This is a genomic window from Pseudocitrobacter vendiensis, assembly GCF_943590815.1.
GTDB lineage: Bacteria > Pseudomonadota > Gammaproteobacteria > Enterobacterales > Enterobacteriaceae > Pseudocitrobacter > Pseudocitrobacter vendiensis.
The window spans coordinates 174,724-201,326 of the sequence record NZ_CALSBS010000004.1; the positions used below are offsets into that span (position 1 = coordinate 174,724).

Consider the following 26,603-nt stretch of genomic DNA (forward strand, 5'->3'; position numbering starts at 1 on the left):
ACATTAAGTCTGGCATATTGTCATATTTATGAAGGTAATAACTTACTCGACTTCACGAACATCCACTCGCAGCTCGCGCGGGACTTCAAAGACAATGTTCTCTTCACGACCTTCCAGCGGGATGGCTTCGCCTCCGCCGAGGGTTTGCAGGCGCGCAATCACATTCTGCACCAGAATGTCTGGCGCGGAAGCCCCGGCGGTCACACCGACACAGGCGGCGTCTTTCACCCACTCTTCCTGGATATCTGTGGCATCGTCAATCAGATAGGCCGCTTTGCCCATCCGCTGTGCCAGTTCAGCCAGACGGTTGGAGTTAGAGGAGTTTTTCGAGCCCACGACCAGCACCACATCAGCCTGTTCCGCCAGCGAACGCACGGCTTCCTGACGGTTAGTGGTGGCGTAGCAGATATCATCTTTACGCGGGCCAACGATTTTCGGGAAGCGCTTGCGCAGCGCATCAATCACATCAGACGTATCGTCAACGGAGAGCGTGGTCTGGGTCATAAACGACAGTTTGGCGTCGTTTTTAACATCCAGTGTCCAGACATCTTCCGGCGATTCCACCAGGTACATTCCCCCTTCAGGGTTGCTGTACTGACCCATCGTGCCTTCCACTTCCGGGTGACCGGCGTGGCCAATCAGAATGGATTCTTCACCACGACGGCTGGCGCGAGCCACTTCCATATGAACTTTGGTCACCAGCGGACAGGTGGCATCGAAGACTGTCAGGTCGCGGTTTTTCGCTTCGTTACGCACAGCCTGCGAAACACCGTGAGCGGAGAAAATCAGAATCGCGCCGTCCGGCACTTCACTGATCTGCTCGATGAAAATCGCCCCGCGCTCGCGCAGGCTGTCGACCACATAACGGTTGTGTACCACTTCATGACGCACGTAGATTGGCGCGCCGTAAATCGCCAGCGCGTTTTCAACAATGCTGATAGCGCGGTCTACACCTGCGCAAAAGCCGCGCGGGTTAGCCAACAGGATCTGCATTTCAGGCCTCCAGTACCGGATCGATCTCCAGTACTTCAATATCAAAATGAACGGTATGGTCTGCCAGCGGGTGGTTGAAATCAACGGTGATAGAGTCGCCGTTAATTTCGCGAATAACGCCAGGCATCTCGCTGCCATCCATAGCGGTAAAGAGCATGATTGCGCCGATTTCAGGTTCGCCCGCATCCATAAATTCGCGGCGGGAGAAGTACTGAATCAGGTCTGGCGAGGAGATGCCAAACGCGGCATCCGGCTCCAGAGAAAATTCTTTTTTGTCACCCGCTTTCAGGCCAAGAAGATGTTGTTCCAGCCCTTCGGAGAGCGAGCCATCGCCCAGGCGGAACAGCGCCGGCTTGCCATTGTTGCGAGTCGATTCGGCGGTAGAACCGTCATCGAGTTTCAGTGAGAAATGCACCAGAACGGCGCTGTTGCTCTGTACAGATTCAGACATGCAGGTTTGCTCTAAGTTTCAGCCTGTCTGCCCGGAAGCGCTACGCTCAGCGGGCACACAAGACTTTATTGCGGTCTTTTCGCCGGATGGCGCTTCGCTTATCCGGCCTACAATGGGTGATATTCATGTAGGCCGGATAAGCGAAGCGCCATCCGGCAATGATTTTATTATTGTTTTTTCTCTTTGGAAGGTAAGAAACCTTCCAGCACGATCAACGCCGCACCGACGCAGATTGCGCTATCGGCCAGGTTGAAGGTGGCAAAGTGCCAGTCGCCGACGTAGAAGTCGATCATATCGACCACGAAGCCATGCCACAGGCGGTCAAACAAGTTACCCAGCGCGCCACCAATAATCAGCGCATAGGCGATGTTATTGAGCTTCTGGGTGGCCTTCGAGCGGTACATCAGCACCGTCAGCGCCACGCAGATACCGATAGCGATACCGGCGAAGAACCAACGCTGCCAGCCGCCGCTGTCGGCAAGGAAGCTAAACGCCGCGCCATAGTTGCGCGCGTAATGCAGATTAAGCGACGGGAACAGCGATACCGTATCCCCCAGAGCAAAGTTCTGGAGGATCAGGAATTTGCTGCCCAGATCGATAATCAGCACGACGACGACCAGCCACAACCAGCGTAGCCCTGTTGAACACATCGATTTACTCATCAGGCAAACTTACGTTTTTCGCCGTCACCGGCGATGTTGCTGACACAGCGTCCACAGATATCTGCGTGTTCCGCCACCTTGCCGATGTCCTGAGTGTAATGCCAGCAGCGCGGGCACTTCTCACCTTCGGCTTTGCTCAGCGCTACTTTCAGCCCTTTGAGCAGTTCGCTCTGCTGAGCATCAGCAGGTGCGGCACTATATTCCGCAACGTTCGCCCCCGAGGTCAACAGGACAAATCGCAGTTCTTCACCCAGCGCGGTCAGTTTCGCCGCCAGTTCGGGTTCCGCGTACAGGGTCACTGCCGCTTCCAGAGAACCGCCGACTTTCTTATCCGCACGTGCCTGTTCGATAACTTTGTTCACTTCGCCACGCACCTGCAGCAGAACGTCCCAGAAGCCGTCGTTCATGGCTTCGGTTTCGCCCAGACCAAACAGGCCTTCATACCATTCACCGGTGAACACGTATTTCTCGCGGTCGCCCGGCAGGTAGCCCCAGATTTCATCTGCGGTGAAGGACATGATCGGCGCCATCCAGCGCACCAGCGCTTCGGCGATGTGGTACAGCGCAGTCTGGCAGCTACGGCGCGCTACGCTGTCTGCTTTCGCGGTGTACTGGCGATCTTTGATGATGTCGAGATAGAACGAGCCCATTTCAACGGAGCAGAAGCGCATCAGACGCTGTACCACTTCGTGGAAATCGTAGGATTCGTACGCATTCAGAATGTCTTCCTGCGCTTCTTTCGCACAGCCAACCGCCCAGCGATCCAGAACGACCATCTCTTCCGGTTTCACCATGTCTTTCAGCGGATCGAACCCGTTCAGGTTCGCCAGCAGGAAGCGCGCGGTGTTACGGATACGGCGATAGCTGTCGGCAGCACGTTTCAGAATTTCGTCAGAAACAGCCATTTCACCCGTGTAGTCGGTTGATGCCACCCACAGACGCAGGATATCCGCGCCCAGTTTGTTCATCACGTCCTGCGGAGAAACGGTGTTACCGATGGATTTAGACATCTTACGGCCCTGACCATCCACGGTGAAGCCGTGAGTCAGTACCTGACGGTAAGGCGCTTTGCCTTTCATCGCCGTGGAGATCATCAGAGAAGACATGAACCAGCCACGGTGTTGGTCAGAACCTTCCAGATACATATCCGGCGTATGGCCGCCAAATTCCGGGCGCGCATCAACCACGGAGTAGCTGGTAGACCCGGAGTCAAACCACACGTCCAGGGTATCCGGCACTTTCACGTAGTTGTCTGCGTCATCGCCGAGGATGTCACGCGGGTCAAGATCCCACCACGCCTGAATACCGTCTTTCTCAACGTATTTCGCCACTTCTTCAATAAGTTCAGTGGTACGCGGATGCAGCTCTTCAGTGTCTTTATGCACGAACAGCGACATTGGCACGCCCCAGGTACGCTGACGGGAGATACACCAGTCAGGGCGGTTCGCCACCATCGATTCGATACGCGCTTTACCCCATGCCGGGATCCAACCGCTCAGATTTTCTTTCGCCAGACCTTCCTGCTCGATACGGTCGATCTCTTTGAGCGACTGAATACGCAGGCCTTTTTGATCCATGCTGATGAACCACTGCGGGGTCGCACGGAAGATGATCGGCGTTTTGTGACGCCAGCAGCAAGGGTAGCTGTGCTGCATTTTTTCTACGTGCAGCAGTGCGCCTTTCTCTTGCAGCAGCTCAACGATTTTATCGTTGGCTTTGAAGACGTTAACGCCGTCCAGCCCTGGGTACGTACCCGCCAGGTAAGCGCCATCCGGACCAACCGGGTTAGCGATTTCCAGACCATACTTCTGGCTGATGGTGTAGTCGTCCGGGCCGTGGCCACCGGCGGTATGCACCGCACCGGTACCCGCGTCCAGCGTCACGTGGTCGCCCAGAATCGCCGGCACATCGAAGCCCATGAACGGGTGCTGGAAACGCATCAGTTCAAGCTCAGCGCCGTTTACGGTGCCCAGAACGGTGTAATCTGCCGCACCGATGCGTTTCATCACGCCATCAAGCAGATCTTTCGCCACGATAACGGCCTGGCCATCAACCTGCACCAGCGCGTAGTCGAACTCTTTAGACAGCGAAATTGCGCGGTTTGCTGGCAGCGTCCACGGGGTGGTGGTCCAGATAACCAGAGAAACCGGCCCGTTGACGTTGGCAACACCGAATTTCGCTTTTACCGCATCCGCGTCAACCGCGTGGAAGGCCACGTCGATGGACGGAGAGGTTTTGTCATAGTATTCCACTTCCGCTTCAGCCAGCGCTGAACGGCAGTCGACACACCAGTGAACCGGCTTCGCGCCTTTCAGCATGTGCCCGTTGTGGATGATTTTACCGAGCGCACGAATGATGTTGGCTTCGGTTTTGAAATCCATGGTCAGGTACGGATGCTGCCAGTCGCCCAGCACGCCCAAACGGATAAAGTCTTTACGCTGACCGTCAACCTGGCCCGCTGCGTATTCACGGCATTTGGCGCGAAACTCTGCGGCGGTGAACTTCTCGCCCGGCTTACCAAACTCTTGCTCGACTTTCAGTTCGATTGGCAGACCGTGGCAGTCCCAGCCTGGCACGTACGGAGAGTCGTAGCCCGTCAGACCTTTGGACTTAATAATAATGTCTTTGAGAATCTTGTTAACAGAGTGACCAATATGAATGCTGCCATTCGCATAAGGAGGGCCATCATGCAGAATGAAGGTTTTTTTGCCCTTTTTCGCGGCACGAATGATGCCGTACAGGTCATCTTCGGTCCAACGCGCCAGCATTCCCGGTTCGCGCTTGGCAAGATCGCCGCGCATCGGGAACCCTGTTTCCGGCAAATTCAGGGTAGATTTATAGTCACTCATTAGATTCTCGATTCCGTATTTAAACGTATTCAGGCATTAAGCCGGTTTTGAAAGCCCAAAAAATTCGCGGGCCGTTAATTCGTCACGCGCGATTTGCGCCTTAAGCTCATCCAGCGACGCGAATCGCTGCTCATTGCGTATTTTTTTACGCAGGATAACGTCTATATGGCGACCGTAGAGGTCCATTACAACGTCCAACAGATGCACTTCCAGTTGCTGACGCACGCCAGCCACCGTTGGGCGGGTACCGATATTGGCAACGCCGGTAAACACGTTGTCGCCAAGCCCCGTCACTTCTACCGCATAAACCCCTTTAACCGGGGAGACCTGACGACGCAGCGGTAAGTTTGCCGTCGGGAAACCGATAGTACGCCCCAACTCATCGCCGTGCACCACGCGCCCGGAGATAGTAAAAGGATGCCCCAGTAAATTTTCAGCCAGTTCGAGCTGGTCATCCGCCAGCGCCTGGCGCACAGCGGTGCTGCTGATGCGTACACCGCCTTCGCAGAAGGTTTGCGTGCTGGTGACATCAAAGCCAAACTCAGCGCCCGCCTTCTGTAATAACAAGAAATCACCCTGACGACCAGCGCCAAAGCGGAAATCATCACCCACAGCCAAAAACTGGACGCCTAAACGCTTCACCAGCAGGTCGCGGATAAAGTCCTGTGCGCTCAGCGCGGCAAAGCGACGATCAAAACGCAGACAGACGACATAGTCGACGCCGCTCTCGGCCAGATAGCGTAGCTTTTCACGCAGACGCGTCAGACGCGCGGGGGACTTATCACCCGCAAACAGCTCCAGCGGCTGCGGTTCGAAAATCATCACCACGACAGGCAAATTACGCGCACGCCCTTCGGCACGCAGACCCTGTAGCAACGCCTGGTGGCCACGATGCACACCGTCGAAATTTCCAATGGTCAGCACACACCCGTGCGGGGCCTGACTGAGATTTTGTATGCCGCGTATCAGCTTCATGTCTGGCTCAAAAGAGTGAAAATCGCCAAAGTATACCTTGTACAGCAGTCGACGTTAACCGGCGATTGCACCTTGTACAGGGAAAGAGACAATGATTTCATCAGCATCACGATAAAAGGCAAGAAAATCTGTGCTGGTCGTGCGAATTTTATGCCGGAAAGGCTGTATTCATCGCCGACAAGCTGGTAGAATCCTGCGCCATCAATACGTAATGAAGCGTTGATATATTAACGGCGCTTATTTGCACAAATCCATTGACAAAAGAAGGCTAAACGGGCATATTCCTCGGCCTTTGAATTGTCCATATAGAACACATTTGGGAGTTGGACCTTGGCTAATATCAAATCAGCTAAGAAGCGCGCCGTTCAGTCTGAAAAGGCTCGCAAGCACAACGCAAGCCGTCGCTCTATGATGCGTACTTTCATCAAGAAAGTATACGCAGCAATCGAAGCTGGCGACAAAGCTGCTGCAGTTAAAGCATTTAACGAAATGCAACCGATCGTGGACCGTCAGGCTGCTAAAGGTCTGATCCACAAAAACAAAGCTGCGCGTCATAAAGCAAACCTGACCGCTCAGATCAACAAACTGGCTTAATCGCCCGCTTGTTATCGCTTTGTTGAAAAAACCCGCTTCGTGCGGGTTTTTTTACGTCTGTGTTTTATTGAGGAAACGCAAACAGCGCGGCGTAATCCCGGTTACAGATACGCTGTACCGCCGGATGCTGAATCATTCGCTCAGCAAATATGGCGTGGTACTCCTCCATCACACTCTCCATCCTGCCAATCTCGATAATGCTCTCATCGGCAAAGAAATCATGTCCGTAAAGCGTCGGTGCCACGAAAATCGCATTGTGCGCAGAGCCAAAGGCTTTCATTAATGCCGCATCATCAAACTCACCGAGAATTTCAACTTTCAGCCCCTGGGTGTGAAACCAGTTCAAAAGCTTGCGTCCGAGCATCGAGCGGCGGCCCGGTATTAACAAACGACGCTCCTCCAGGCAGGCGGGAAACGGTTTTTCCGGCGGCGGGTTCATGCACCAGAAACTGACGCCACATTCACCAATTTTCACCGAAAAAAGCCCTTCCTGCTGGGTAGAATCGATTGGACAGTCAGAGATAATCATATCCAGCTTGTGCTGGCTGAGCTGTTCAAGCAGCATCTCGTGCGTCGATTCAAAGCAACGCAGATGAATTTGTTCATCTTCCACGACAGCCGCGTCCAGCACCCCGCTCACCAGCCTTTTAGAGAGCGCATCGGCTACGCCCACATCAAACAGCAAATTCGACTCTTTGCGGTAGTTGATGATATCGAGCATCTCCTGGCTCAGGGTAAACATCTTATCGGCATAGCGAAACACCAGTTCACCCAGTTCGCTGGGTTCAATACCGCGCCCTTTGCGTTTGAAGAGCTTGCCCTGCAAACGCTCTTCGAGAGCTTTAATCTGCCCGGTGATGGTTTGCGGCGTCAGATACAGCGCTTCTGCCGCGCCAACGACCGAGCCTTCTTTATAGACATGCCAGAAATAGTAGAGATGGTTGTAATTAATGTGCGACATCTGTGGTTTCCTCCCTGAATTCGTCATCACGTCGGATGGCGCTGATGCTTATCCGACCTACGCTTCGGTAGGCCGGATGAACGTAGCCATCCGGCAAATCATTCACGTTAATTATGCCTGCTCTGGCTTCAGATGCATACGCAGCAAACTGTATCCCACGACTGCCGACAGCAGCGAGCCCAGCAGAATGCCGAGCTTAGCCCAGGTAATCAGCGCCGGATCGACCGCGCCAAACGCGAGGCTGGCGATAAAGATAGACATGGTAAAGCCGATACCGCACAGCAGACCGACCGCCATGATCTGCGAGAAGTTTGCCCCTTCCGGCAGACGCGCCAGCTTGAGCTTCAGCGCCAGCCAGCAGAAGAGGGAAATCCCCAGCGGCTTACCGATAAACAGGCCGGCGATAATGCCCAGCGGCAGCAGCGAGGTTAACCCTTCCATCGTCACGCCCTGCAAGGATACGCCCGCATTGGCAAAGGCGAACAGCGGCAGAATCATAAACGCTACCCAGGGATGCAGCACATGTTCCAGCTGCTTCGCCGGTGACTTGTCGTTTTGCGTCTTCAGTGGAATGAAGAAGCCGACAATCACCCCGGCAAGCGTGGCATGAACCCCCGACTTCAGTACCGCTGTCCACAAGATCACGCCCACCAGAATATAGAGCCCGGTGCGACGCACACCGCTGACGTTCAGGATAGCCAATACCGCAATAGCCGCAGCAGCCACCGCCAGGGACAATAGCGATAAATCGTTAGTGTAAAACAACGCAATAATAACAATGGCGCCAAGGTCATCGATAATCGCCAATGCCATCAGGAAGATTTTTAAGGATGCCGGTACGCGACTGCCAAGCAACGCCAGAACGCCTAATGCAAATGCAATATCTGTGGCGGCAGGAATTGCCCAACCGCTGCTGGCAATCGGATCCTGATAATTAAATGCGAGATACACCAGCGCCGGTACCACCATTCCACCAATTGCGGCGACAACCGGGAAAATGGCCTGCCGACGGGTTGCCAGCGCGCCTTCAACCATCTCGCGCTTGACCTCCAGGCCAATCAGCAGGAAGAAGACCGCCATCAACGCATCGTTGATCCACAGCAGCATGTTTTTATTGATTTCAAGCGCGCCCACTTTCAACTGGACCGGCGTATCCAGAAAGGCATGGTAGAGACCGCTGGTCGCCCCCATATTTGCCAGAAGCATGGCAAGGCTCGCCGCAATAATCAGGATTATCCCGCCAGAAGCATCACCATGAAAGAAACGCTGTAGATGTTTCACTTTTACTCTCTCTTTTACTGCTTATTCATCGATTAAACTAGGGTATCGCGAATAAAAGATCGGCAAAATAAGTTTATTTCTGGATTATAATTCAGTTTTAACGATGTTTCTTGTGAATGAATCAGAATCGTGACTGCAAATAAAAAACCCCATGCGAGCACGGGGTTTCAGATTTTATTGCACAAGCTCAGCGTTAGCGCGTCAGATCGTCAAAGAACTTTTTCACGCCATCAAAGAAGCTTTTCGAGCGCGGGCTGTTTTTCTCACCTGTCGGGCCACCAAAGCTTTCCTGCAACTCTTTCAGCAACTGTTTCTGCTTGTCGTTCAGGCCAACCGGCGTTTCTACCACTACGCGGCACAGCAGGTCACCCTGCGCGCCACCGCGAACGGATTTCACACCTTTACCCCGCATGCGGAACAGTTTGCCAGTTTGGGTTTCGCCTGGCACTTTCAGATTAACGCGACCATCCAGCGTCGGCACTTCGATTTCACCGCCCAGCGCCGCCATGGCGAAGTTAATCGGCACTTCACAGTACAGGTTATTGCCTTCACGCTCGAAGATAGCATGCTGTTTTACCTGAACCTGAACGTACAGATCGCCTGCTGGTGCACCATGTTCCCCTGCTTCACCTTCGCCGGAAAGACGAATGCGATCGCCGGTATCCACACCCGCCGGAATTTTAACTGACAGGGTTTTGGTTTTCTCAACGCGACCATGACCATGACATTTGTTGCACGGATCTTTAATCAGCGTGCCGCGACCCTGACAGTGCGGACAGGTCTGCTGTACGGCGAAAAAGCCCTGACGCATCTGCACCTGGCCTGCGCCATGACAGGTCGGGCAGGTTTGTGGCTGGGTACCCGCTTTAGCGCCGCTTCCGTGGCAAACGTCACACTCTTCCAGCGTCGGGATGCGGATCTCTTTGGTGACACCACGGACCGCTTCTTCAAGGGTCAATTCCATGTTGTAGCGCAGGTCGGCACCGCGTGAAGCACGCTGACGGCCACGACCGCCGCCGAAGATGTCGCCAAATACGTCACCAAAGATATCGCTGAAGTCAGCGCCGCCGCCAAAGCCGCCGCCACCGCCCATACCACCCTGTTCAAAGGCAGCATGACCATACTGGTCGTAGGCCGCACGCTTCTGCGCGTCGGTCAGGATTTCGTAAGCCTCTTTAATTTCTTTAAATTTGGCTTCGGCCTCTTTATCACCCTGGTTGCGGTCCGGGTGATATTTCATGGCCAGGCGCTTGTACGCCTTTTTGATTTCACGCTCTTCCGCTGTCTTGGAAACGCCTAAAATCTCGTAATAGTCTTGCTTTGCCATTGTTTTTTATCTGCCCCTAACATGCATGAACGGGCGGAGAGGAAACCCTCTTCGCCCGTGTCAGTAATTACCCAATCAAAGGGCGATTATTTTTTGTCTTTTACTTCTTCGAACTCTGCGTCGACAACATCGTCATCTTTCGCATTGTTCGCGGAAGCATCAGCGCCTGCTGCACCAGCCTGCTGCTGAGCATGCTGCTGCTGAGCAATTTCCATCAGTTTCTGGGAAACCTGCGCCAGCGCCTGCATTTTCGCTTCAATGTCGGCTTTGTCTTCACCTTTCAGAGAACCTTCCAGTGCAGTCAGTGCAGACTCGATAGCGGTTTTGTCATCAGCCGGCAGCTGTTCGCCTGCTTCTTCAACCTGCTTACGGGTGCTGTGCAGCAGATGGTCACCCTGGTTACGCGTCTGAACCAGTTCTTCGAACTTACGGTCAGATTCGGCGTTCGCTTCCGCTTCGCGCACCATTTTCTGGATCTCTTCTTCGTTCAGGCCAGAAGAAGCCTTGATGGTGATTTTCTGCTCTTTACCGCTGTTTTTGTCTTTCGCGGAAACGTGCAGGATACCGTCAGCATCGATATCGAAGGTGACTTCGATCTGCGGCATGCCGCGCGGTGCCGGGCTGATACCATCCAGGTTGAACTGACCCAGAGATTTGTTATCAGACGCACGTTTACGTTCACCCTGAATCACGTGGATGGTTACCGCAGACTGGTTGTCTTCAGCGGTAGAGAACACCTGGCTGTGTTTCGTCGGGATCGTGGTGTTTTTGTTGATGAGCGCAGTCATTACGCCGCCCATGGTTTCGATACCCAGAGACAGCGGGGTAACGTCCAGCAGCAGTACGTCTTTCACTTCACCGGTCAATACACCACCCTGAACAGCCGCACCGATAGCCACAGCTTCATCCGGGTTAACGTCTTTACGCGGCTCTTTACCAAAGAATTCAGCCACTTTCTTCTGAACCATTGGCATACGCGTCTGACCACCGACCAGGATAACGTCCTGGATATCGGACACAGACAGGCCAGCATCTTGCAGAGCCACTTTCAGCGGGTCGATGGAACGGTTAACCAGATCTTCAACCAGGCTTTCCAGTTTCGCACGCGTCACTTTAATGTTCATGTGTTTCGGACCGGTCGCGTCTGCGGTGATGTACGGCAGGTTCACGTCGGTCTGCTGAGCAGAAGAAAGTTCGATTTTCGCTTTTTCTGCTGCTTCTTTCAGGCGCTGCATAGCCAGCGGATCGTTACGCAGGTCGATGCCCTGATCTTTCTTAAACTCGTCAACGAGGTAGTTGATCAGACGGGTATCGAAGTCTTCACCACCCAGGTGGGTATCACCGTTGGTTGCCAGAACTTCGAAGGTTTTTTCACCGTCAACTTCGTCGATTTCGATAATAGAGATATCGAAAGTACCACCACCCAGGTCATATACCGCGATAGTGCGGTTGCCGACTTCTTTATCCAGGCCGTAAGCCAGTGCGGCAGCGGTCGGTTCGTTGATGATACGTTTTACTTCCAGACCCGCGATACGGCCAGCATCTTTGGTTGCCTGACGCTGAGCATCGTTGAAGTATGCAGGTACGGTGATAACCGCTTCCGTTACCGGTTCACCCAGGTAATCTTCAGCCGTTTTCTTCATTTTTTTCAGCACTTCAGCAGAGATCTGCGGCGGTGCAGTTTTGGTGCCTTTCACATCCAGCCATGCGTCGCCATTGTCTGCGGCAACGATTTTGTACGGCATGATAGAAACGTCACGCTGAACTTCTTCGTCCTGGAAGCGGCGGCCAATCAGGCGTTTAATCGCAAACAGGGTGTTTTGCGGGTTTGTCACTGCCTGACGTTTAGCCGGCTGACCAACCAGAGTTTCACCATCCTGGGTATAAGCAATGATAGAAGGTGTGGTGCGATCGCCCTCGGCGTTCTCCAGCACACGTGCAGTAGTGCCATCCATAATCGCTACACAAGAGTTGGTAGTACCCAGGTCGATACCAATAATTTTACCCATCTAAACGTCTCCACTAAAAATTCGGTCAACATGTGGTTGTGAATCTGTAATAAGGGCGAAACGTGCCGTTTCAACTGCCCTGAATCGTTTTTTTTCAGACTCACCACTGCGGTTGACTACAAGATGGGGTCGTAACCGCATCCATCAAGGGGGAAAGGTAAAAAATTTTTTGTATTGCTAAACAGACGGCAGAAAAAAGGCGTTAAACAGAAAGAAAACTGACGCCAATACATTTATTGAATGAATCAATAACATCAAAACATTCACTAACTAATTGATAATAAAAACAACAGGCACTAAAAGCTCAACTCACCGCAAATGAAATCATTATCCTCCTGCGCACTCCTTTTTTTATGCCAGAGATAATCATGACGCCATTCACCCATGCCTCCGCCAGCCTGTTATTAAGCCTGCTGCTGGTCAACGCGGCCCACGCTAATGATCACAAATTGTTGGGCGTGATTGCGCTTCCCCGTAATGAAACCAACGATTTGACACTCAAGTTACCCGTGTGCCGGGTCGTGAAGCGTATCCAAATCACCGTCGACCACGGAGATGCGCAGCTCAGCGGGGCCTCCGTCTACTTTAAAGCGGCCAAAAGCGCCAGCCAGAGTTTATCGGTGCCATCCGAACTGAAAGAAGGCGTCACGACAGAGTGGATCAACATTAACAGCGACAATGACAACAAGCGCTGCGTGTCAAAAATCACCTTCTCCGGCCATACGGTGAACTCCTCCGATATGGCGACGCTAAAAATTATCGGCGATGACTAACATCGTCTGCCATTCACTTATTAAACAGTCAGTAAATTATGAACGTCCCCTATCTGAACGATGACGACCTGCAGTTTCTTCAACACTGTAGCGAGGAGCAACTGGAAAGCTTTGCCCGGTTGCTCACTCATAATGGAAAAGGTAAACGCCGTTTATCCAGCGGCCTGTTAAATAACGAACTTTTTATGGCGATGGACGGCCATCCGGCGCGACATCGGCAAAACTGGCAATTGATTGCCGGAGAACTTCAGCATTTTGGCGGAGACAGTATCGCCAATAAATTGCGCGGACACGGGAAGCTGTATCGCGCAATCCTGACCGACGTCGCGAAAAGGCTGAGTCTGAAAGCGGACAAAACCATGTCCACCTGGGAAATTGAGCATGAACTCCTGACCCATTTTATCCGCCGCTGCTGAAAAAAAATGACCGACGCACAGAAGGGCCGTTTCCTGGAAGCTGTGGAATGCAGAGTTCATGAGCTAGAAGCCGTGTTACCACAGCTTATCCAGTCACCGAAGCTGGCGCACGGGATCTCACACCTCTTGGGCGACCAACTTAGCCATATTTTGCGAACCCATGCAGCCGTAAGCGTCATTGGTCACGGCATGATACGCGGCGCGGGTCTTGGAGGCCCAGTTGGCGCGGCAGTTAACGGCGTGAAAGCCATGAGCGGCAGCGCCTATCGGGTAACAATTCCTGCCGTATTGCGTATCGCCTGCCTGCGGAGAATCATCGAAAACGCACGGTTAAGCGCGCATCAATGATAAAAGGGGGAAATATTTCATTTTCCCTGATCAGATCATAGACAGCCACACGCCGCCTGATTATTATGCCGCGCCCCGCTGCCTGTATCGTTGCGCGGGAAAATTATTTCACCATTTAATGATGATTTTTTTGAGGAATTATGGGCAACACTAAGTTGGCTAATCCGGCTCCGCTGGGTCTGATGGGTTTTGGCATGACCACGATTTTGCTGAACCTGCACAATATTGGGCTTTTCCCGATGGATGGCATCATCCTGGCGATGGGCATTTTTTACGGCGGTATCGCGCAAATTTTTGCCGGCCTGCTGGAATTTAAGAAAGGCAATACCTTCGGTTTAACCGCCTTTACCTCTTACGGTTCCTTCTGGCTGACGCTGGTTGCGATTCTGCTGCTGCCGAAAATGGGCCTTGCTGATGCGGCTGACGCCCATTTCCTGGGGGTGTACCTGGGCCTGTGGGGCGTCTTCACCCTGTTCATGTTCTTCGGTACGCTGAAAGGTGCGCGCGCGTTGCAGTTCGTGTTCCTGAGCCTGACCGTGCTGTTTGCCCTGCTGGCCATCGGCCACCTGGTGGATAATGAAAGCATCGTTCATGTTGCAGGCTGGATTGGCCTGGTGTGTGGCGCCAGCGCCATCTACCTGGCGATGGGTGAAGTGCTGAACGAACAGTTTGGCCGCACCGTACTGCCGATTGGTGAATCTCACTAATCGTTGTGGCTCCTGCCTGCGGGCAGGAGCGATATCCGACATCAGTGCGCCAGCGTTTCCAGCGCCTCTTCCGAAAGCCCGGTCAGCTGTAAAATCTGTAGCCTATCGATCCCGCTGGCGATCATCGCCTGAGCGATTTTAAACGTGGCTTCTTCACGGCCTTTTTCCAGGCCTTGCACCAGACCTTGTTCAATTCCTTGTTCAATTCCTTGTTCAAGCCCCTGCGCCAGACCTTCCTGTCTCAGTTCCTCAGCCAATGTCATGATAATTTCTCCCTGCTGCGATACGCCTTCCGCCAGTTCGCGAAAAAATGCGCTTTTATCTTCGGTGAAACCGACCTGTAGGATATACGTCAGCGCGGTTCGCAACTGACTATCCGAAGTGTATCCCGCCTGTAAAAGCTTGACCAGCGATGCCGTCAGGGCCATGAGATCGCGCTGACGGATATGCTTTTGCAGGAACTCAAGAATCGCGATCCGCCGATGGGTAAGAATCGCGTCGTCCGGGACTTCGGTAATATCAACTAACGGAAAGGGAGCCGTGTAGATCCGCTTTGCCAGCTCCGCATCGGAAAATGCATCAAACCAGCACATCGAGTAGGGATAAGGCCGCGTCGCGCCGTGGTAGAACAGAATCGGTACAACCACCGGCAACGTTTCATGACCCGCTTCAACATGGCGCTGCATCGCCGCCAGCGAGTAACGCATCAGCCGTTGGGTCATCTGTTTATCCGGTTTACTTTGATGCTCAATCAGCGCATAGAGGTAGCCTTTTTGCTGGTTCATCTGCACCGACCACAGCACATCGGAATAGCGGGCGCGTAGGTCGTCTTCAATAAAGTTACCGGACTCCAGCTGGAGCGTACTTAAATCACACATCGCGCGTACATCTTGCGGAAGATGAATATCCAGAAAATCGCGCGCCGCATCGGGCTGTGTCATCACCTGGCGAAAAAAGGCATCGTGCGGCCCTGCTGAGACTTTCCCTGTCATCGTTTCCTCCTGATAAGCTGATTCGCGGCGCAGTATTACCCCGCCGCGCGTGCCTGTCAGGAATGCGTATCTAATCTGGAAGCCTGCTCGTAATTCCCCTCCTCCTGCGCATCCTGTCGCAACGCTATCCCCAGGACCAGGCCCAGTAGCGACAACGCCAGTACGTACCATGCCGGAGCCAGCGGCGAGACGCTCATCAGTAACGTCACCACCACTGGCGTCAGGCCGCCAAAGATGGCGTACGAGACGTTATAAGAAAAGGAGATCCCGCTAAAACGTACTGCCGGAGGAAACGCGCGCACCATGACGTAAGGCACCGCACCGACCACGCCGACGCACAAACCGACCAGCCCATAAAGCCCAAACAAATGCGCCACACTGAGCCCGGCAAAATGATAGAAGATCCAACTGGAGGTCCCCAACAGCAGGCTGCCGAGGATAAAGGTGCGACTGGCTCCCCATCGGTCCACCACCAGCCCGGCAATCAGGCAACCAACACAGAGCATGACGGTCGCGAGACTGTTAGCCTGAAGCGTCAGAGCAGGTGCAAAGCCGTAGTGTTTTTGCAGCCAGACCGGCGACATCAGGATCACCACCACAATCCCTGCGGAGAGCAGCCAGGTTAGTAGCATCGATACCACCACGGCTTTCCGGTGGCGGAGCACCACGGCCTTCACCGGTAATTCCTGCGCCAGTGTCTTACGCTGCTGCATTTCGAGAAAAATGGGCGTCTCCTGCAACCAGCGCCGCAGGTACATCGCCACCAGGCCAAATGCACCGCCCAGCAGGAACGGAATTCGCCAGCCACCATCGTGAATGGTTTGCGTCGTCATATTGGTGTTAATCAACGTCGCCACCACGGAGCCCAGCAAAATGCCGACCGTCAGCCCCGCCGTCAGCGTTCCGCAGGCGATACCTGTACGCCTTGCGGGCACATGCTCAGCGACAAACACCCATGCCCCCGGCACTTCGCCGCCAATAGCCGCCCCCTGAAGAATGCGCATCAGCAACAGAAGCAGCGGCGCAGCAAGCCCGGCGCTGTCATAGGTTGGCAGCAGGCCCATCGCCAGCGTTGGCACGGCCATCAGCAGAATGCTCAGAGTAAACATCTTCTTACGCCCGACGATGTCACCGAAATGCGCCATCACAATGCCGCCTAGCGGGCGCGCCAGATAGCCGGCCGCAAAGATGCCGAAAGTCTGCACCTGTCGCAGCCATTCGGGGATATCCGCCGGGAAGAAAAGCTCGCCAATGACGGCAGCGAAGAAGACGAAAATGATGAAATCGTAAAACTCCAGCGCCCCGCCGAGCGCGGCGAGCGTCAGGGTTTTATAATCCTGTCGATTGAGAGGTCGTGCGTAGTGTGACATGAAACCTTCGCCCCTTACGGCATATGTAAACTAAAAGTTAATATACCGTAAGGAAATTGCCACTCCAGCGGGGCGGAAGGTTATCTCATGAATGCGTTACTTTCAGGCGTTCGTTTCGCGACGCGCGCTTTTCGGGCGAAAAGCTGCTACCACCTGGCTGTCGGTTTCAATGTACGGCCCTTCCAGCAGCTGTATACAGTAAGGCACGCTGGCAAAGATACCGTTGACCAACACTTTTCCTTCCGCGTCTTTAACGCCTTCCAGCGTTTCCTCAATCGCTTTCGGCTGACCCGGCAGATTAAGGATTAACGCCTGTTTGCGGATCACGCCAACCTGGCGGGAGAGGATTGCGGTAGGCACAAAGTGCAGGCTCACCTGACGCATTTGTTCGCCAAAGCCCGGCATCACCCGGTCGGCAATCGCCAGCGTGGCATCCGGCGTGACATCGCGACGCGCCGGGCCTGTACCGCCAGTCGTCAGCACCAGATGACAGCTCATTTCATCCACCAGCTCACACAGGGTTTGCTCGATGATCGGTTGTTCATCGGGGATCAGACGCGTCTGGAGTTCAAAAGGGGTGGTCAGAGTTTTGCCAAGCCACGCTTCGAGCGCCGGGATACCTTTATCCTGATAAACGCCGCTGGATGCGCGGTCAGAGATTGACACCAGGCCGATACGTAAAGTGTTCATAGTCATTCCGTTCAAACTTGTACTGTTAGGCGAAATGATACACGGGAATAACGGGCGATCGCATGACACAGATAAAAAAATAACCCGCCTTCATAACGAAGCGCGGGTTATTTATGCGGAACCTAAGGCTGAATTACAGCAGGTCGCCGATCATTTTTTCCAGTTTTTCCTGGTCGATAGCAAACTTACGGATACCTTCCGCCAGTTTATCAACGGCCATCGGGTCCTGATTATGCTGCCACAGGAACTCAGACTCAGTGATACGCGCCGGACGCGCTTTCACTTCGCCGGTGTAAGCCAGTTTACGCTCGATAGCGCCTTCGCTTTCAGCCAGCTCTTTCAGCAGGGCCGGCGCGATGGTCAGGCGGTCACAGCCAGCCAGTTCCAGAATTTCGCCGATATTACGGAAGCTTGCGCCCATCACGACAGTTTCATAGCCGTGCTGTTTGTAATATTCGTAGATTTCGCTAACAGAAACCACACCTGGGTCTTCTGCCGGTGCGTACTCTTTCTTGTCGGTATTGGCTTTATACCAGTCAAGAATACGACCCACGAACGGGGAGATCAGGAACACGCCGGCTTCTGCACAAGCGCGAGCCTGCGCGAAGGAGAACAGCAGCGTCAGGTTACAGTTGATACCGTCTTTTTCCAGCTGCTCAGCGGCACGAATGCCCTGCCAGGTGGACGCCAGTTTGATCAGGATACGGTCGTTGCTGATGCCAGCATCGTTGTAAAGCTTGATCAGACGTTTCGCTTTGGCGATAGATGCGTCGGTATCATAAGAAAGGCGCGCATCCACTTCAGTTGAGATACGGCCCGGGACCAGTTTCAGGATTTCCAGGCCAATGTTTACGGCCAGCTTATCGGTAGCATCGACAACCTGCTGCGCACGATCGCTGCTCTGGCTACGCGCCCAGGCAATCGCTTCGTCAATCAGTTTACGGTACTCAGGGATCTGAGCGGCGCCCAGAATCAGAGAAGGGTTAGTTGTCGCATCCTGAGGCTGATACAGCTTCATCGCCGCGATGTCTCCGGTGTCAGCCACTACGGTTGTGTACTGACGTAGAGATGTCAATTTGTCCGTCATGATAGTGTTTCTCTTTAAACAGCTGTTAGGGGGATGTAACCGGTCTTCTTCGATGATATCACGCCCCAACGTCAGCGCAACTGCCGCAGTCCCGAGAGCGCAGAGTATGATAAACTGATTCATTCAACATTCAGGGCTGGCAATGGTTTGCCCTTAAACTGGTAACGCTTACACGGGCTGAATCGAATCGTGCTTTTCGCGGTTATTTCGCACATCGGGCCCCTGTTTCGGCATAAACAAGAGGACGTTTAATGCCTGATTTTCTCTCTTTTATCGGCGAAATCCTTTGGGGTTCGGTGATGATCTACCTGCTCCTCGGATGCGGAGTCTGGTTTACCTGGCGCACCGGTTACGTTCAGTTTCGCTATATACGCCAGTTTGGTAAAAGTCTGAAAGGTAGCCTGACGCCGCAAAAAGGCGGTTTAACCTCATTTCAGGTGTTATGCGTTAGCCTGGCCGCACGCGTTGGCAGCGGCAATCTGGCGGGCGTCGCCATCGCCATCACCGTCGGCGGGCCCGGCGCAGTTTTCTGGATGTGGGTGTCAGCCTTTATTGGCATGGCCAGCAGTTTCGCCGAATCTTCCCTCGCGCAACTTTATAAAGAAAAAGACGAGAGTGGTCAGTATCGCGGCGGCCCCGCCTGGTATATGGCGCGTGGTCTGGGGATGCGCTGGATGGGGGTGGTGTTCTCCATTTTCCTGTTGCTGGCCTACGGCCTGATTTTTAATACAGTGCAGGCCAATTCGATGGCGCGCGCACTGGAATTCGCCTTCGATACGCCAAAGCTCGTCACTGGTCTGATTACCGGTCTGGTGATTATTTTGTTGATCACTCGCTCGCTGAAAAGCATCGCGCGCATGATGCAGTGGGTTGCGCCGCTGATGTCGCTTCTGTGGGTAGGCGCAAGCCTGCTGATCAGTCTGTGGCACGCGGTAGAAGTGCCGGCACTGCTTGAGATGATCGTGCGTAGCGCATTTGGCTGGCAGGAAGCCGCGTCTGGCGCTGTGGGTTATACCATCAGTCAGGCCTTAACTAACGGTTTCCAGCGCGGTATGTTCTCTAATGAAGCGGGAATGGGCTCAACGCCGAATATCGCGGCGGCGGCTTCCTCCTGGCCGCCGCACCCTGCCGCGCAGGGTATCGTGCAGATGATCGGCGTCTTCATTGATACGATTATTATTTGCAGTGCCAGCGCGATGGTCGTCCTGCTTTCCGGGCATGACACGGAAATAGTCACCCATAGCGGCATCCATCTCATTCAACAGTCGATGAGTTTGTTGGTGGGTAGTTGGGGCGCAGGTTTTGTCGCCTTTATCATGGTGCTTTTCGCCTTGAGTTCAATTGTCGGCAACTATCTTTACGCCAAAAATAACCTTTACTTTTTGCGGTTACACACGCGATCCAACGTGTGGATTTTACGCATTGTCACCGTGTTAATGGTGCTGGCAGGAAGCCTGCTCAGTCTGCCTGTGGTCTGGCAATTAGCCGATGTCATTATGGCGTTGATGGCGATCACTAACATGACGGCTTTGCTGTTGCTTTCTCCGGTTGTGCGCATTATCGCCCGCGACTATCTGCGTCAGAGAAAACTGGGCGTGCAACCGGTGTTCACTGCCCGCTATTACCCGGATATCGAACAGCAACTGGCCCCTGGCACGTGGGATGAGCCGCCGCGCGAATAGCGCGGCAATCACAGCAATCGATCCGCTCACCCGCTTTTTTTGTTAAAGTTGAGTGAAATTTTTAGTAAGGACTGGATATGCTGATTCTGATCTCCCCCGCGAAGACGCTCGATTATCAAAGCGAGCTGGCGACCACGCGCTACACCCAGCCCGAGCTGCTGGATCACTCTCAACAGCTGATTCGCGAAGCGCGAAAACTTTCCGCGCCGCAAATCAAAAAGCTGATGGGCATTAGCGACAAGCTGGCGGATCTCAACGCCACCCGCTTCCACGACTGGCAGCCTGACTTCACGCCGGACAACGCCCGCCAGGCGATTCTGGCCTTTAAAGGCGACGTCTACACGGGCCTGCAGGCAGAAACCTTCAGCGAGGCGGATTTCGATTTCGCCCAGAAACACCTGCGCATGCTTTCCGGCCTGTACGGTGTGCTGCGTCCGCTGGATTTAATGCAGCCTTACCGTCTGGAGATGGGCATTCGTCTGGAAAACGCGCGCGGGAAAGACCTGTACCAGTTCTGGGGCGACATCATCACGGAAAAACTGAATGCGGCGCTGGACTCACAGGGCGATGACATCGTGGTCAATCTGGCGTCCGATGAGTATTTCAAATCGGTAAAACCAAAGACGCTGAAGGGCCGCATTATTAAACCCGTCTTCCTTGATGAGAAAAACGGTAAGTTCAAAGTGATTAGCTTTTATGCCAAGAAAGCTCGCGGGCTGATGAGTCGCTTTATCATTGAGAATCGCCTGACGAAGCCGGAACAGCTAACGACATTTAACAGTGAAGGCTATTTCTTCGATGAAGCATCATCCGCCGCAGATGAGCTGGTATTTAAACGTCACGAGCAGGCATAAACAAAACGGCGCGGTAAATACCGCGCCGTAAATGCGTTAACGATGACCGTTCCCCTGGCCGGGGCGATAATCATTCTTACCACCATGATTACCGGGTCCGCCATGGTTATCGTAATGCTTGTGCTTATCACGATTATCATGATGCGGTTTCGGTGGCTTGTGGGCATGCCAGCGGTTATCGCGCCACTCATAGTGGTTATGCCAGTAATCACGGTCACGCCAGTGACCGCCGTCCCAGTAATTACCGTTGTTAACGCGATCGCCGATCTGGAGCTTAACAGAAGGCACCAGCGTAATTTCTGCTGCATGAACCATCGCCGGAGCCACCAGCATCATAGAAAGTGCAAGGATCACAGGTTTCAACTTCGACATAGGTTATTCCTCATTCATGATCTGCCTTTCGGCCTATGAAATAAGAATAACCTTATAGGACGACGGTTGTTATTCTCCGCAATCCTATTCTGTGATGGCCCGCATCTATTGGTAATTCCTGCGTTTTTCCTGCTTTTTCCGTCCACATTCTCTTCATAATTGCCCGCTTAACGGGCAATCAGGAGATAACGCCCGCGAATTACGCCTTGCTCATCATCAGCTGGCGAAGGGCAGCAAAATCTGCCGGCAGGTTATGAGAGAGCAATGGCAAGTCGGCACGATCCGCCAGTTCTTTCGGTAACGGCAATGTTTCCTGCAGAATTTCTTCCACGCTCTCTTTAAACTTCGCCGGATGCGCCGTGCCAAGGAACAGACCATATTCGCCTGGGTTGAGCTGATCGCGCAGCGCGCGGTAAGCCACCGCCGCGTGAGGCTCAGACAAATACCCCAGCCCACGCAGTTCACGCATGGTCGCTTTGGTGGTTTCATCATCCACCGCCGCATAGCCCAGCTCGTTCAGACGCCAGATTTTGCGGCGGAACAGCTCTTCCACGCGCGGCCAGTTGTTTGGCTGGCTGACATCCATGGCGTTAGACAGCGTCGCCTGTGTCGATTTCGGCGCCCACTCGCCCTGTTGCAGGAAGCGCGGTACGGTGTCATTAACGTTAGTCGCGGCGATAAAGCGTTTCACCGGCAGCCCAAGAGATTTCGCCAGCAAGCCTGCGGTCAGGTCACCGAAGTTACCGCTTGGCACGGAGACCACCAGTTGGTTGCGGGCTTCCTGCGGCAGTTGCGCGACCGCTTCAAAGTAGTAGCAAATCTGCGCCAGCAGGCGGCTAATGTTAATCGAGTTAGCCGAGTTAAGCCCCAGCGCCTCTTTCAGCTCTTCGTCGTCGAAGGCCTGTTTTACCAGCGCCTGGCAGGCATCGAAATCGCCGTCGATAGCCACAGTTTCAATGTTGCCGCCCAGAGTACAGAACAGTTTTTCCTGCAACGGGCTGATTTTGCCGCGCGGGTAAAGGATAACCACACGTACGTTTGGCAGGCCATAAAACGCATGCGCCACCGCCGCACCGGTATCGCCAGAGGTCGCGGTCAGGATAGTCACCGGTTTGTCGCCGCTGATATGGGTCAGCATTTGCGCCATAAAGCGGCCACCAAAGTCTTTAAATGCCAGGGTCGGGCCATGGAACAGCTCCAGACAGCCGACATCTTCCTGCACCTGGCTTACGGGTGCAGGGAAGGCAAAGGCCGCGCGGACGCGCTCTTCAAGCAGCTCCTGCGGGATTTCATCGCCGATGAACGCGGAGAGGATTTTCGCGCTGCGCGGCACGAAGTCCATTTCCAGCATCTCATCCACCTCGGTGAGGTTGAACTCCGGCAGGTCATGCGGGAAAAACAGCCCCTGATTCTTGCCCAGGCCCTGGGTGATGGCCTGCGCGAAGCTGACCTGCTCGTTGTGATCTTTTAAGTTATAGAGTTTCATCGGTTATCCCACTACTCGTGCGCCCGCCGTGTCCAGCCGGCAAATATGAACGAAGCCTTCCTGATTTTGCAGATAATGTTTGCCCAGCCAGTCGGCCACGCGCTGCGCGGTATCCGGTTTATCACACAGGGCGAATAGCGTTGGCCCGGAACCGGAAATACCACAGGCGAGTGCACCAATTTCCGCCACCGCCTGACGCGCCTGACTGAAGCCTGGCAGCAGTTTGGTGCGATACGGTTCGGCAATCACATCTTTCATCAATTTCGCCGCCAGCAGAGGCTGACGGGAATAACAGGCATGAATAAAGCCGGCCAGATGGCGGCCATGCGCAATGCAATCCTGACGGCGATACTGGGCAGGCAAAATCGCCCGCGCTTCCGCCGTCGAAACTTTGATGCCGGGGTATGCCAACACCCACAGCCATTCATCAAACCCCGGAACCTGCTGGCTGATGATGCCGTTTTCTTCAATCATCAACTGCATTCCGCCCAGATAGCACGGCGCGACGTTGTCGTAATGCACGCTGCCGGAGATTCGCCCTTCCATCTCGCCCATCAGGGCCAGCATGCGGGTTTCGTCGAGCGGCTTACCGCAGAATTCATTTAGCGCCACCAGCGCCGCCACCACGGAACAGGCGCTGGAACCCAGCCCGGAACCAATCGGCATGTTTTTTTCGAGCGTCATCGCCACCGGAACGGTTTTGCCGATCTCCTGGCAGTAACGTTCCCAGCACTGATAAACGATATTCTCTTTTGGCGCAGTCGGTAATTTATCGGCAAAACGCCCGACATTACGCAGGCTGAAGCTTTCCGCTGCGTCTACCGACACGTTATCGCCCAACAGACTTCCATCGACGGGCGTCACCGCCGCACCCAATATATCGAACCCGACGCTCATATTGGCACTGGAAGCCGGGGCATATACTTTAACCATCTTAAACTCCTAACTTCCATGACAGGGTACGCAACAGGTCAGCGAACACCCCGGCGGCCGTGACGTCGTTCCCCGCACCGTAGCCGCGCAGAACCAGCGGCAGCGGTTGATAATAGTGGCTGTAAAACGCCAGCGCGTTCTCGCCGTTTTTGACTTTGTAGAGCGGATCGTTACCGTCAACGGCGTCGATCTTCACGCGGCACACGCCGTCTTCGTCAATGTTACCGACGTAGCGCAGCACTTTACCTTCATCGCGCGCTTTCGCCACGCGGGCGGAAAATTCGTCATCCAGCTGCGGCAGACGCGCCATAAAGCTTTCGGTATCACCCGAAGCGTCGAAGCTTTCCGGCAGCACCGACTCCACCACCATATCACTCAATTCGAGGCTACGTCCGGTTTCGCGGGCTAAAATAAGTAGCTTACGCGCCACGTCCATCCCAGAGAGGTCATCACGCGGGTCGGGTTCGGTATAGCCCATTTCGCGCGCCACTTTTGTTGCTTCAGAGAAACTCATGCCTTCATCCAGTTTGCCGAAGATAAACGACAGGGAGCCGGAAAGAATGCCGGAAAAACGTTGCAGCTCATCACCCGCATTTAGCAGGTTTTGCAGGTTTTCGATCACCGGCAGGCCCGCGCCGACGTTGGTGTCGTAGAGGAATTTACGACGCGATTTCTCTGCCGCGTGGCGCAGCTGGTGATAGTAATCCATCGACGACGTGTTGGCCTTTTTGTTCGGCGTGACCACGTGGAAGCCTTCGCGAAGGAAGTCAGCATATTGATCGGCAACAGCCTGGCTGGAGGTACAGTCAACAATCACCGGATTGAGCAGGTGATACTCTTTCACCAGGCGAATCAGGCGGCCAAGGTTAAACGGCTCTTTTGCTTCAGCCAGTTCCGCCTGCCAGTTTTCCAGGTTCAGACCGTGCACACTGGTGAGCAGCGCTTTTGAATTCGCCACGCCGCACACGCGCAGGTCGATATGTTTGTTTTTCAGCCACGCCTGCTGGCGCTTGATTTGCTCAAGCAGCGCCCCGCCGACGCCGCCGACGCCTACCACAAACACTTCAATCACCTGGTCGGTGTTGAACAGCATCTGATGGGTGACGCGAACCCCGGTAGTGGCATCGTCATTGCTGACCACCACGGAAATCGAGCGCTCTGACGAGCCCTGGGCAATCGCCACGATGTTGATATTGGCACGCGCCAGTGCGGCAAAGAACTTCGCAGAAATCCCGCGCAGGGTACGCATGCCGTCGCCGACGACGGAGATAATCGCCAGACGTTCCATAATCGCCAGCGGTTCCAGAAGCCCTTCTTTCAGTTCCAGGTAGAACTCATCTTCCATCGCCTTCTTCGCCCGCGCGCAGTCGCTTTGCGGTACGCAGAAGCTGATGCTGTACTCGGACGACGATTGAGTGATCAACACGACGGAGATACCCGCACGCGACATGGTGGCGAACACGCGTGCCGCCATGCCCACCATGCCCTTCATGCCCGGGCCGGAGACGCTGAACATCGCCATGTTGTTAAGGTTAGAAATACCCTTCACCGGTAAATCATCTTCCGCGCTGCTACCGCCAATTAGCGTACCTGGCGCTTGTGGATTTCCGGTGTTTTTAATCAGGCAAGGGATCTGGAACTGAGCGATGGGGGCAATGGTACGAGGATGAAGGACTTTCGCGCCGAAGTAGGAGAGCTCCATGGCCTCCTGATACGACATACTCTTCAGCAGGCGGGCGTCAGGCACCTGTCTCGGGTCGCAGGTATACACGCCATCGACATCGGTCCAGATTTCACAACAGTCGGCACGCAAACAGGCCGCCAGCACGGCGGCGGAGTAATCTGAGCCATTACGACCCAGCACGACCAGTTCGCCCTTCTCGTTACCCGCAGTAAAGCCCGCCATCAGGATCATATGGTCAGCCGGGATCTGGCTCGCGGCAATGCGGCGGGTGGATTCAGCGATATCCACGGTAGATTCGAGGTAATGACCATTCGCCAGCAGTTTTTCGACCGGATCGATAACCGTCACGTTGTGGCCGCGAGCACGCAGCAGCCCCGCCATAATGGCGATAGAGAGTTTTTCGCCCCGGCAAATGAGCCCGGCGTTTACGCCGTCCGGGCACTGACCCAGCAGGCTGATACCATGCAGAATGTGTTTGATTTGGGCAAATTCGCTGTCAACCGTTTGTTTCAGTTCAACCAGCGGGAACCCCGGCTGGCCCGCAGCAAGCCCCTGAAGAAGTTCGGAAAAAATGCGTTCAGCGTCGTCGATATTGGAGAGAGCATCCACCCCGCCGATGGTTTTTTCGATCATTGCCACCAGGTGGTTAGTGATTTTCGCCGGGGCAGAGAGCACGGTCGCTACCTGCCCCTGCCTGGCGTTACTCTCCAGGATATCGGCAACACGCAGAAAACGTTCTGCATTTGCCACTGATGTACCGCCGAACTTCAAGACTCGCATGGTTGTTACCTCGTTACCTTTGGTCGAAAAAAAAGCCCGCACTGTTTAGGTGCGGGCTTTTTTCTGTGTTTCCTGTACGCGTCAGCCCGCACCGTTACCTGTGGTAATAGTGGTGGTTGTCATGGTGATAATCATGCTGATGCGAATCATGGATGTTGTGTGCTCTGTTATTTTTACGCTGTCTGTGCGCTGTACCTATATTGGTTAAAGTATCTGCCCGCTTAAGTCAACGAATTTTTAAGTTCGTCACGTTTCGCAACCACTTCACATCCCGCCACAAGCACGGGAATTTTTAACCTTATAAGCCAACAATCACGTAACAAAGCA

The 26,603-nt window shown here is 54.1% G+C and carries 22 protein-coding genes, 2 pseudogenes and 1 other annotated feature; of the genes and pseudogenes, 6 read left to right on the forward strand and 18 right to left on the reverse strand.

Translation table 11 applies throughout. The annotated features are described in order from the left end of the window. Positions 1 to 42: 42 nt before the first annotated feature. The 6 genes and pseudogenes from ispH to NMC31_RS06920 form a co-directional block, all read right to left on the reverse strand. Positions 43 to 993 carry a 4-hydroxy-3-methylbut-2-enyl diphosphate reductase gene (gene ispH, locus NMC31_RS06895; RefSeq protein ID WP_149463031.1) on the reverse strand — a complete coding sequence of 317 codons (951 nt, stop codon included), beginning with the start codon at positions 991 to 993 and terminating at the stop codon, positions 43 to 45. A 1-nt stretch (position 994) separates the two neighbouring features. After that, the gene (gene fkpB / locus NMC31_RS06900; protein ID WP_149463030.1) at positions 995 to 1,444 is read right to left on the reverse strand and encodes an FKBP-type peptidyl-prolyl cis-trans isomerase; all 450 of its coding nucleotides are present in this window, start codon (positions 1,442 to 1,444) and stop codon (positions 995 to 997) included. Between the two features lie 167 nt (positions 1,445 to 1,611). Beyond that, the gene (gene lspA / locus NMC31_RS06905; RefSeq protein WP_149463029.1) at positions 1,612 to 2,106 is read right to left on the reverse strand and encodes a signal peptidase II; all 495 of its coding nucleotides are present in this window, start codon (positions 2,104 to 2,106) and stop codon (positions 1,612 to 1,614) included. Continuing rightward, on the reverse strand, positions 2,106 to 4,955 hold the full coding sequence (ileS, locus tag NMC31_RS06910) for an isoleucine--tRNA ligase (RefSeq protein WP_253897399.1): 2,850 nt from the start codon (positions 4,953 to 4,955) through the stop codon (positions 2,106 to 2,108). Before ileS ends, lspA begins: the two co-directional genes overlap by 1 nt. 36 nt (positions 4,956 to 4,991) lie before the next feature. Continuing rightward, complete coding sequence (ribF, locus tag NMC31_RS06915; RefSeq protein WP_253897400.1) at positions 4,992 to 5,930, reverse strand: bifunctional riboflavin kinase/FAD synthetase; 939 nt, start codon at positions 5,928 to 5,930, stop codon at positions 4,992 to 4,994. Positions 5,931 to 5,937: 7 nt separating this feature from the next. Continuing rightward, positions 5,938 to 6,154, reverse strand: a pseudogene (locus tag NMC31_RS06920) (DUF2575 domain-containing protein). 106 nt (positions 6,155 to 6,260) lie between these two features. On the opposite strand from NMC31_RS06920, the gene rpsT reads away from it, so the two are divergent. Further along, positions 6,261 to 6,524, forward strand: coding sequence for a 30S ribosomal protein S20 (gene rpsT / locus NMC31_RS06925; protein ID WP_041686324.1), 264 nt, complete (start codon positions 6,261 to 6,263; stop codon positions 6,522 to 6,524). Positions 6,525 to 6,588: 64 nt separating this feature from the next. Here the strand turns inward: rpsT and nhaR are convergent, their stop codons facing one another. The 4 genes from nhaR to dnaK all read right to left on the reverse strand — a co-directional run bounded on the left by nhaR (position 6,589) and on the right by dnaK (position 12,102). Then, positions 6,589 to 7,485, reverse strand: coding sequence for a transcriptional activator NhaR (gene nhaR / locus NMC31_RS06930; protein ID WP_253897401.1), 897 nt, complete (start codon positions 7,483 to 7,485; stop codon positions 6,589 to 6,591). Between the two features lie 111 nt (positions 7,486 to 7,596). Beyond that, on the reverse strand, positions 7,597 to 8,766 hold the full coding sequence (nhaA, locus tag NMC31_RS06935) for a Na+/H+ antiporter NhaA (RefSeq protein ID WP_253897402.1): 1,170 nt from the start codon (positions 8,764 to 8,766) through the stop codon (positions 7,597 to 7,599). A gap of 193 nt (positions 8,767 to 8,959) precedes the next feature. Beyond that, on the reverse strand, positions 8,960 to 10,093 hold the full coding sequence (gene dnaJ / locus NMC31_RS06940) for a molecular chaperone DnaJ (RefSeq protein WP_015965988.1): 1,134 nt from the start codon (positions 10,091 to 10,093) through the stop codon (positions 8,960 to 8,962). 86 nt (positions 10,094 to 10,179) lie between these two features. Beyond that, the gene (dnaK, locus tag NMC31_RS06945) at positions 10,180 to 12,102 is read right to left on the reverse strand and encodes a molecular chaperone DnaK (protein ID WP_253897403.1); all 1,923 of its coding nucleotides are present in this window, start codon (positions 12,100 to 12,102) and stop codon (positions 10,180 to 10,182) included. A gap of 368 nt (positions 12,103 to 12,470) precedes the next feature. Here dnaK and NMC31_RS06950 point away from each other — a divergent pair, with 368 nt between their 5' ends. From NMC31_RS06950 to satP, 3 genes and pseudogenes are all read left to right on the forward strand, one after another. Next, a complete protein-coding gene (locus NMC31_RS06950; protein WP_370516875.1) occupies positions 12,471 to 12,875 on the forward strand; it encodes a DUF2541 family protein in 405 nt (134 codons plus the stop codon). A 38-nt stretch (positions 12,876 to 12,913) separates the two neighbouring features. Then, a pseudogene (gene msyB, locus NMC31_RS06955) lies at positions 12,914 to 13,639 on the forward strand (acidic protein MsyB). Between the two features lie 140 nt (positions 13,640 to 13,779). Further along, on the forward strand, positions 13,780 to 14,346 hold the full coding sequence (gene satP / locus NMC31_RS06960; protein WP_231825430.1) for an acetate uptake transporter: 567 nt from the start codon (positions 13,780 to 13,782) through the stop codon (positions 14,344 to 14,346). A gap of 41 nt (positions 14,347 to 14,387) precedes the next feature. On the opposite strand, the gene NMC31_RS06965 is transcribed toward satP, so the two are convergent. The 4 genes from NMC31_RS06965 to tal form a co-directional block, all read right to left on the reverse strand. Beyond that, positions 14,388 to 15,338 (reverse strand): Rpn family recombination-promoting nuclease/putative transposase, encoded by a 951-nt coding sequence (locus tag NMC31_RS06965; RefSeq protein ID WP_253897404.1) that lies wholly within the window; start codon positions 15,336 to 15,338, stop codon positions 14,388 to 14,390. Positions 15,339 to 15,394: 56 nt separating this feature from the next. Continuing rightward, positions 15,395 to 16,708 carry an MFS transporter gene (locus NMC31_RS06970; protein WP_253897405.1) on the reverse strand — a complete coding sequence of 438 codons (1,314 nt, stop codon included), beginning with the start codon at positions 16,706 to 16,708 and terminating at the stop codon, positions 15,395 to 15,397. A 102-nt stretch (positions 16,709 to 16,810) separates the two neighbouring features. Continuing rightward, positions 16,811 to 17,398, reverse strand: coding sequence for a molybdopterin adenylyltransferase (gene mog, locus NMC31_RS06975; protein WP_149463018.1), 588 nt, complete (start codon positions 17,396 to 17,398; stop codon positions 16,811 to 16,813). A gap of 133 nt (positions 17,399 to 17,531) precedes the next feature. Beyond that, on the reverse strand, positions 17,532 to 18,485 hold the full coding sequence (gene tal, locus NMC31_RS06980; RefSeq protein WP_015965996.1) for a transaldolase: 954 nt from the start codon (positions 18,483 to 18,485) through the stop codon (positions 17,532 to 17,534). 251 nt (positions 18,486 to 18,736) lie between these two features. Here tal and NMC31_RS06985 point away from each other — a divergent pair, with 251 nt between their 5' ends. Then, positions 18,737 to 20,167 (forward strand): alanine/glycine:cation symporter family protein, encoded by a 1,431-nt coding sequence (locus NMC31_RS06985; RefSeq protein ID WP_253897406.1) that lies wholly within the window; start codon positions 18,737 to 18,739, stop codon positions 20,165 to 20,167. Between the two features lie 77 nt (positions 20,168 to 20,244). After that, on the forward strand, positions 20,245 to 21,021 hold the full coding sequence (gene yaaA, locus NMC31_RS06990; protein WP_253897407.1) for a peroxide stress protein YaaA: 777 nt from the start codon (positions 20,245 to 20,247) through the stop codon (positions 21,019 to 21,021). Between the two features lie 36 nt (positions 21,022 to 21,057). On the opposite strand, the gene NMC31_RS06995 is transcribed toward yaaA, so the two are convergent. The 4 genes from NMC31_RS06995 to thrA all read right to left on the reverse strand — a co-directional run bounded on the left by NMC31_RS06995 (position 21,058) and on the right by thrA (position 26,276). Next, positions 21,058 to 21,393, reverse strand: a complete 336-nt coding sequence (locus tag NMC31_RS06995) for a DUF2502 domain-containing protein (protein WP_301544435.1) — start codon at positions 21,391 to 21,393, stop codon at positions 21,058 to 21,060. A gap of 199 nt (positions 21,394 to 21,592) precedes the next feature. Next, positions 21,593 to 22,879, reverse strand: coding sequence for a threonine synthase (gene thrC, locus NMC31_RS07000; protein WP_253897408.1), 1,287 nt, complete (start codon positions 22,877 to 22,879; stop codon positions 21,593 to 21,595). 3 nt (positions 22,880 to 22,882) lie between these two features. Then, entirely contained in the window at positions 22,883 to 23,812 is a 930-nt protein-coding gene (gene thrB, locus NMC31_RS07005; RefSeq protein ID WP_253897409.1) for a homoserine kinase, read from the reverse strand. A gap of 1 nt (position 23,813) precedes the next feature. Further along, positions 23,814 to 26,276, reverse strand: coding sequence for a bifunctional aspartate kinase/homoserine dehydrogenase I (gene thrA / locus NMC31_RS07010; RefSeq protein ID WP_253897410.1), 2,463 nt, complete (start codon positions 26,274 to 26,276; stop codon positions 23,814 to 23,816). Positions 26,277 to 26,301: 25 nt separating this feature from the next. Then, positions 26,302 to 26,419, reverse strand: a sequence feature (Thr leader region). Positions 26,420 to 26,603 lie beyond the last annotated feature (184 nt).

What these genes read in the sequence shown, in the direction of transcription:
- thrA (WP_253897410.1), bottom strand. Translation starts at nt 26,276, where the DNA reads ATGCGAGTCTTGAAGTTCGGCGGTACATCAGTGGCAAATGCAGAACGT.
- NMC31_RS06970 (WP_253897405.1), bottom strand. Translation starts at nt 16,708, where the DNA reads ATGTCACACTACGCACGACCTCTCAATCGACAGGATTATAAAACCCTG.
- ispH (WP_149463031.1), bottom strand. Translation starts at nt 993, where the DNA reads ATGCAGATCCTGTTGGCTAACCCGCGCGGCTTTTGCGCAGGTGTAGAC.
- nhaR (WP_253897401.1), bottom strand. Translation starts at nt 7,485, where the DNA reads ATGTCGCACATTAATTACAACCATCTCTACTATTTCTGGCATGTCTAT.
- NMC31_RS06965 (WP_253897404.1), bottom strand. Translation starts at nt 15,338, where the DNA reads ATGACAGGGAAAGTCTCAGCAGGGCCGCACGATGCCTTTTTTCGCCAG.
- mog (WP_149463018.1), bottom strand. Translation starts at nt 17,398, where the DNA reads ATGAACACTTTACGTATCGGCCTGGTGTCAATCTCTGACCGCGCATCC.
- NMC31_RS06950 (WP_370516875.1), top strand. Translation starts at nt 12,471, where the DNA reads ATGACGCCATTCACCCATGCCTCCGCCAGCCTGTTATTAAGCCTGCTG.
- lspA (WP_149463029.1), bottom strand. Translation starts at nt 2,106, where the DNA reads ATGAGTAAATCGATGTGTTCAACAGGGCTACGCTGGTTGTGGCTGGTC.
- thrC (WP_253897408.1), bottom strand. Translation starts at nt 22,879, where the DNA reads ATGAAACTCTATAACTTAAAAGATCACAACGAGCAGGTCAGCTTCGCG.
- NMC31_RS06995 (WP_301544435.1), bottom strand. Translation starts at nt 21,393, where the DNA reads ATGTCGAAGTTGAAACCTGTGATCCTTGCACTTTCTATGATGCTGGTG.
- dnaJ (WP_015965988.1), bottom strand. Translation starts at nt 10,093, where the DNA reads ATGGCAAAGCAAGACTATTACGAGATTTTAGGCGTTTCCAAGACAGCG.
- ileS (WP_253897399.1), bottom strand. Translation starts at nt 4,955, where the DNA reads ATGAGTGACTATAAATCTACCCTGAATTTGCCGGAAACAGGGTTCCCG.
- tal (WP_015965996.1), bottom strand. Translation starts at nt 18,485, where the DNA reads ATGACGGACAAATTGACATCTCTACGTCAGTACACAACCGTAGTGGCT.
- thrB (WP_253897409.1), bottom strand. Translation starts at nt 23,812, where the DNA reads ATGGTTAAAGTATATGCCCCGGCTTCCAGTGCCAATATGAGCGTCGGG.
- dnaK (WP_253897403.1), bottom strand. Translation starts at nt 12,102, where the DNA reads ATGGGTAAAATTATTGGTATCGACCTGGGTACTACCAACTCTTGTGTA.
- satP (WP_231825430.1), top strand. Translation starts at nt 13,780, where the DNA reads ATGGGCAACACTAAGTTGGCTAATCCGGCTCCGCTGGGTCTGATGGGT.
- NMC31_RS06985 (WP_253897406.1), top strand. Translation starts at nt 18,737, where the DNA reads ATGCCTGATTTTCTCTCTTTTATCGGCGAAATCCTTTGGGGTTCGGTG.
- fkpB (WP_149463030.1), bottom strand. Translation starts at nt 1,444, where the DNA reads ATGTCTGAATCTGTACAGAGCAACAGCGCCGTTCTGGTGCATTTCTCA.
- yaaA (WP_253897407.1), top strand. Translation starts at nt 20,245, where the DNA reads ATGCTGATTCTGATCTCCCCCGCGAAGACGCTCGATTATCAAAGCGAG.
- ribF (WP_253897400.1), bottom strand. Translation starts at nt 5,930, where the DNA reads ATGAAGCTGATACGCGGCATACAAAATCTCAGTCAGGCCCCGCACGGG.